3 protein-coding genes and 3 pseudogenes are annotated in these 6,544 nt (G+C 61.5%); all 6 read right to left on the reverse strand.

Annotation, left to right across the window (positions count from 1 at the left end; genetic code table 11):
* A partial coding sequence (locus tag WA317_RS07030; protein ID WP_425172351.1) for a condensation domain-containing protein occupies positions 1-1,297 on the reverse strand: 1,297 nt, incomplete at its 3' end.
* A 59-nt stretch (positions 1,298-1,356) separates the two neighbouring features.
* Positions 1,357-1,461: pseudogene (locus tag WA317_RS07035) on the reverse strand (MbtH family protein); the annotation flags it as partial.
* A 66-nt stretch (positions 1,462-1,527) separates the two neighbouring features.
* Positions 1,528-1,839: pseudogene (locus WA317_RS07040) on the reverse strand (thiamine pyrophosphate-binding protein); the annotation flags it as partial.
* Positions 1,840-1,852: 13 nt separating this feature from the next.
* Positions 1,853-1,999 carry a hypothetical protein gene (locus WA317_RS07045; protein WP_425172352.1) on the reverse strand — a complete coding sequence of 49 codons (147 nt, stop codon included), beginning with the start codon at positions 1,997-1,999 and terminating at the stop codon, positions 1,853-1,855.
* Positions 2,000-2,621: 622 nt separating this feature from the next.
* The gene (locus tag WA317_RS07050; protein ID WP_425172353.1) at positions 2,622-5,327 is read right to left on the reverse strand and encodes an AAA family ATPase; all 2,706 of its coding nucleotides are present in this window, start codon (positions 5,325-5,327) and stop codon (positions 2,622-2,624) included.
* Between the two features lie 499 nt (positions 5,328-5,826).
* Positions 5,827-6,544: pseudogene (locus WA317_RS07055) on the reverse strand (glycine dehydrogenase (aminomethyl-transferring)); the annotation flags it as partial.

Consider the following 6,544-nt stretch of genomic DNA (forward strand, 5'->3'; position numbering starts at 1 on the left):
CGGCGGTCATCGCCACCAACACCCGCTCCAACCGCTTTACTAAATCGCGGACATCACAATCCGAAAGCCATTGCCCAGCACCCGCGGTCCCACTCGTCGTCGCGCTCGGCTGCGTGCTGAGAAATAGCCGATCATCGTCTCTGAAAAAGTCCAATCCGAACTGATCAACGAGGTTAGTATGGGTCAGAGTCCCCGTTGCCGTAGCGCCGGTAAGATTCGCCAGATGTGTAGTCGGAATGAAATTGATAATTACGCGATTCGACGTCTGCCCGGAGTTGCGGAGACGTGCCTTGTTCTCAATTTCGTGCACCGGGAACCGCTGATGCTGCAGCGCTTCCCGCAGTCGCGTGTCGACATGTTCACAAAAACTGGCAACCGCAGACCCGGGCGAGGCTTTCAACACCAGCGGGACGAACCCAGTGACCATTCCGGGCACCGTCTGTGTCTCCGGTCGCACACGCCTGCTCACCGGAAAATCGAGCACTACCTCCGAACTCTCGACGTCGCACCCACGCAGCAGCAGCGCGCACGCCGCAGTAATCACCGACGAGCGACGCACCCCCAACGCCTGCGACATTCTTTTGATCCCGGCGACAACGACAGGGTCCAATTCAACCGGTGCAGAAGGCTCATATTGATCACGCCTGTCCGCTGCGGCCGCTAACCGATAACGCGGTTCGCTTTCCGGCGGCAGGTTGTTGGTCCAATAGGCCTGATCGTCGAGATAATCGGCGGATGCTTCGTATTCTAACTCGCAAGCAATCAGATCACTCAGCGACCCAAAGAAAGCAGGGGGAATCGGCGTGCCCGAAGCCAAGGCACTATAGACAACTGCAATTCGATGACAAACAAGAGCAAGGCCGATTCCGTCAGCCACTATATGATGGCAGCACACGAAGAAGTACCATTCATCTACCCGTGTCTGTAACAACGCAAATTTGAACAGCGGGCCATTAAGCGGCATCACCGTGCGCTGAATCGAGGATGTTAGCCGATGGGCTTCCTGGACAGGGTCCTGCGATCCTATGAGGTCATGGCGAGCAAGCTCGACATCCGGGTAATCAACCGTCTTTTGGAAAACCTGGCCGTCCACCTGGAAAAAGGAGGCTCTAAGTGGCTCGGCCTCGCGCACTACTTGACGGATCGCGCGCTCAAACAAGTCGGGCGTGAGCGCGCCCTCGAGTCGTACAAGATAGGCCAGTTGCCACCTCGCACCGAAGCGACCCGTTTCTTGCGCAAGCCAGATAGCCAACTGTCCCCGCGTGAGCGGAAGTGCTTGGTTATAAGATTCCGTCACCTGTGCGCGCGTGAGCGGAAATGCCTCTAGTACCATCCTACTTCTCCGATCCAGGCCGTCTACTTGTCAAAACCACGGCCCTTCGCCAGCCTCTCGCGCAGACTCTTCGGCTGTATGTCGGTCCAGTTCTGTTCGATGTAGTGCAGACACGCGGCGCGGGTCGCAGTAAGGCCTCGATACGGATTACTCCCTCGATCGGCCCTGCGGTGCCGGTATGGGCAACAAAGTCGTCAAGCGCTGAAAGCGACATCGGGTCTGTTCTCCTTTGTAACGTTCTGATACACAGCGTTTTTGGCTATCAATGGCCCGAGAAACGTCGCGAGGGGCGGACTTTCGTCGGCTGCGCATTCGATGCTGACGACTGACGGGCCATCGACATCGAGCGCCGTGCGCACCGCCGCGCTAAATGCGTCGGCATCGGTGACGTCGACGGACGGTAGCCCCGGGAGCATCGCCGCCGGACCGGCCCCGAGCCGACTCGGCGCGAACCGGTTGTAGCTGTACCGGCCGCCGTAGAACAGTTGCTCGCGGGTAACGCACATGGTCGTAGAGGTCCTAAGTGTTGGCGCCGTCGACGCCGAAGATGTAGTCGACTCCGGTCACAGCGAGGTGCTCGACGATGTGGTCGACAACACGCTGCTTCGTGAGCGTCTGCTCACCTAATTCCCGTAGCGCGGCATCGCTCGGAGAAGTCGCAGTCACGTCTGCGCGTCCACACGCTCGAATTCGTTCTGCCGGTAACGTTCAGTAAAGGCGGAACGTCGAACCTTGCCATTGCCTTGCGCTCGACGGTGGAGCTGCGCCCACGTAAGACTTTGGGAAAGTCCATTCGGATCGAGCTCGTAGTCGATGAATGTGTAGCCGTGGCGTCGGGTTGTCGGGTCGCTCGCTCCTGCAGGAGCGCCGTGAGAGAAACTTTACCCAGCATGGATTCGTTACCTCCTGTCAGCTGCAGACCAGGATGCGTGCGCGTCATGTTGTGCGCATGAGTAGTGCACTACCTGTCTTACGACGGCTGTCTCTCAACACCGGGCACAACCCGGGGCGGCATGTCATGCCGGAAGCCTAGGAGGCTTACAGCTGCTGCCCGCATGTTTGCCGCAACTTAAGTAGTTCGCAGTCGCGCCTAGAGTAGGACTCAGATACAGCTAGAGTAGGGCCCCGATCCACCTAGAGTAAGAATCGACTCGGCGTCGAGTAGATCTCGCAAATCGATGTTCAAGGTTCGGGACTCCGCGAAAAAGTGAACCAGTCATCGACGTTCGGCGTGCGGGGCCTACCACACGGTGCGTGCGCCACGGTCTCGGCAGATCGAGCCCGGCGGCTACGGGCTGATCGTCTTGTCGCTGACCTTATTCCGGGATTTGCCAGGATGGCGCCCCACGGTGTGACGAAGGCGATGTCGGCCAGGGACGTCGTCTTTAGTCCAGGACTGATCCAGATCGAGCAACTGGGTCAGCTGGTCGCGGCTGTTGATGGCGAGTTTGGCGAAGATGCGGTAGAGGTGTCCCTCCGCGGTACGTACCGAGACAACCAACCGATCGGCGATCTGACGGTTGGACAAACCGGAGCTCACAAGCATCGCAACCTCGCGTTCACGGGGCGTGATCGGAAGGGGGCGGGCCGCTGCGTCGACTGCTGGCGTGCGTAGTCCGCCTCGTTGGGCCAGCCCGTATGCCCGGGCCGATGACTCAACGTTCTTGGCACGGTGGCCTGAGCGTTTGTGTTCGGCGGCCGCTTGCGCGGCCGCGTCGGCAGCAAGTGCCACCGCGCCCATGTCGGCGAACTGTCGTGCCGCGACGTCGAGCAGGTCACCGTCGTGGTTGGCCAGGCCACTGGCGTGGGCAGCGATCGCCTCCGCCAACGGAGTGTTCATTGTTCTGGCTAGTTCCTCCAGTTTTGCCGCGCACGACTGATCGCCGAACCGAACCGCCGTGTGCAGCGCGCGCATCTCGTCGGCGTGCATCCCAAAACTCCGCGCCGTCTGCGCAGCGCGTACCGAATGTATTTGGGCAGCGGCCATTTCGCCGACCGACGCTCGCTCCCACGCCCGGGCAAGCTCAAGTTCCGGTAAATACACGGCTGTCTGCGGTCCGTAGGCTTTTTCCGAGCGCCGCAGCGCGGCAGCGGCAGCCACATTGTTTCCCCGGCCGCCTTCTGCCTGTGCCGTCCAGGCAGCCACCACCATCAACCAGGTGAAGGGCGCACCATGCGACATCGCCGACAACGAGTCGTGAAATGCCGGACAGGCGGCAAGTAGCGCACCCCGGGCAAGGTCCACGAGGCCAAGCATGGCGTTGATGGCGCCCTGTACTGTAAGCGCGCCGGCCGGCATCGCGGCGTAGCGTTCCCAAACCCGCTCGGCCGCCGCAAAATCACCGGTGTCGGTCAGCACCCTCACCTCAGCCAAGCCAGTAACTAACTGTAGCGGCCCCGAGTTGCCGAGTGCAGCCGCCCGCACACCAGCATTCGTTATGCGGTGAAAGTCGCCATATCGCCCGATTTGTGCCAACGCCCAGCACGTTGACGCAGCCGCCCACGCCTTGGCCACCGGTGGCGCGTCGCGTGAACAGAGCGCTAGTCCTAGCTCGGTCGCCGTCGAAACGTCACCGGAGAAGTAGGCGAACATCACCTCCATGGCCGTGATGAGCTCGGCGCTCGCCCCCGGCTCGATGCGCTCCCTCAAGTTGACGAGTTCCAGGCGTGCTTGCTCAATTTGCCCGCCCCAGAACAGGTTCGCGGCTCGCAGGCAGCCATGCGCAGTCACCAAGTCACCGGGACCCTCAGGCTCGACGTCAGCAAGTACCGCCTCAGCCTCGGCGTTTGCTCCCCGCCAACCGAGGGCCTCGGCAAGCACGGTCGCGGCTGGCAGGCCACCGCCGCGCTCGAACACAAATCGCGCCAGCTTCTCGCTGCAATCGATGTTCCACATCCTCAGCGCGCTGACCGCTGCATCGATCATCATGTTGAAATCCGGCGCTAGGTCGCTTCGCATTGTAAGCTGCGCCAGCTGTATCTGGGTCCGCACGTCGGCTCGCCTCGAATGGCGCTCTGCTGCTTGTATTTGCTTCCGAAGATGCTGTGCCAGTAGCCCGTTGAGCTGCCGGGAGCGCACCACCCCAGCTCGTTGGATCGCCGCTTCCCCTAGAACGGCGTGAAACAACCGCGCCACAGTGTTCGATTCGTCGGCAACCAACTGGATTATTCCGCGACGCTCAAGGCGTCCCACCGCGTCGGCGTCGCAAAGTCCGCGCAGAACCTCCCAGTCCAGCACCTCCGCAGCTCCCAGAACCTCTACCACTTCTAATTCCTCAGGTGCGAAGGACCGCAGGCGAAACTCAAGAAGGTCGTAGAGTTGGCGGTCCCCACGCAATGTGCCGAAGAGTTGCCAGCCCGCGTCCGCGTGCACTAACACACCATTCTCTTGACCGGCGATCAGCAATCCGCGCAGCAGCAATGGATTACCCGCAGTCCGGTCTTGCAACTCGTCGATAAGCCGGCTTGCCACGACACCGCCAAGCACGGTGCGAGCGAGCGTCTCGGTCTGCTGCCAGGTGAACGCGTTAATGCGCAGGGAAAGTAGCATTCGCTCTTTACACAGCGCCGCGAATGTATCGGGCATGGCATTGCCCGAGCCGATGGTGACGATCAATCGTGCATTGCCGCGGGCCACAAGTTGGCACAACAATGATGCCGACAACGGATCGAGCAATTCTGCGTCGTCTACGGCGATGACGAGGTTCTGCTCTCGCTCCAGAGTTCTGTGCGCGGCTGCCAGCATGACGGCGGGTTCAGGTGCTACCTGGGCAGTCATCAACCAATAGAACGCACCGAACGGCACCGCACTCCGGGTTTCGGTGCACAGCGCAAACCTCACAGTGCGCCCGCGCGATTCAAGAATGCCGGCAAGGGCGCGAGCCAGTGTCGATTTGCCGACCCCGCTCTCACCCGTCAAGACGACTCCCCAGTACCCCGCGGAATCATCGAGTGCGGCCAACAGATGATTGACCTCGTCATCGCGGCCCACCATGGGCCACCCCGACTCGTCTTGCCTCGGCACCACAAGCTCCCTTAAGCAAATCCTTAACCAACTTTAAGCATACTCTGGCGTCAATCGCCCGTTCGGTGGTTCTGGAAAGCCCATGTAACTCCGTCAGTTACAGCAGGAAGATTGCTGAGGTCGTAAACCCGTGCGTACCAGCATAGTTAAGTAGTTGAAGAGGGTCTCGTCTGCAGCCGGGCGGACCTGCAGCCGGGCGGGCATAGACCGGGCCGGAAATCGTCGGTCCTGTTGCAGCTGCACTCGGTGACCCTTCGAGTTGCCGATGTCAAGGGGTCGTTGCTCCAAATCGCTCGCAACGAGCTGTGCTCATCTGGCACCGGTTACACAGTGACCATCTTCGCCAGCCCACCGATCGGAGCTCTGATGAAGCTACTCGTGTTCAACACGACTTCAATATGTCCGGCGCTGGCAGTTGACCAAACAGGGGGCAACGTTTGGCCGCTGCAACCTGCGAGCCATGTGGTCGTCAGGCGTACGCCTCCACCGGCGGACATGAGCAGACCAGATTGCGGTCGCCGTAAGCGCCGTCGATGCGGCGCACCGGCGGCCACACCTTGGGCCGAAACGTCTTGCCCAGCGGGTAGGCCGCTTCTTCACGCGAGTACGGGTGGTCCCAGTCCGCCACCAGCAGGCACTCCGCGGTGTGCGGGGCGCCGCGCAGCGGGTTGTCTTCGACGGGCCAGGCCCCGGTCGCTACTTTGTCGATCTCGGCGCGGATGGCGATCATAGCCTCGCAGAAGGCGTCCACTTCGTTCAGGCTTTCGCTTTCGGTCGGCTCAACCATCAACGTGCCGCTCACCGGGAAGCTCATCGTCGGTGCGTGGAAACCGTAGTCGGCCAACCTTTTCGCGACGTCATCGACGGTGACGCCGGTCGACTTGGTGATCGGCCGTAAATCCAGGATGCATTCGTGGGCGACCATGCCGTTCTCGCCGGTGTACAGCACCGGGTAGTACTCGTCGAGCCGTCGCGCGATGTAATTGGCCGACGCGATCGCCACCAACGACGCCTTGCGTAGGCCGGCCGCGCCCATCATGCGGATGTAGGCCCAGCTGATCGGCAAAATCGAGGCCGACCCGTAGGGCGCCGATGACACCGTCCGGCCCTCCGGCACGGGGCACCGCCCGCTTGCGGGGAACTCAGGCGCCAGCGGGTGGCCGGGCAGGAACGGCGCCAGGTGAGCG

Source organism: Mycobacterium sp., assembly GCF_049802695.1.
GTDB lineage: Bacteria > Actinomycetota > Actinomycetes > Mycobacteriales > Mycobacteriaceae > Mycobacterium.

Excerpts from the sequence above, each read along its gene's own strand:
- WA317_RS07050 (WP_425172353.1), bottom strand. The coding sequence starts at position 5,327 with ATGGTGGGCCGCGATGACGAGGTCAATCATCTGTTGGCCGCACTCGAT.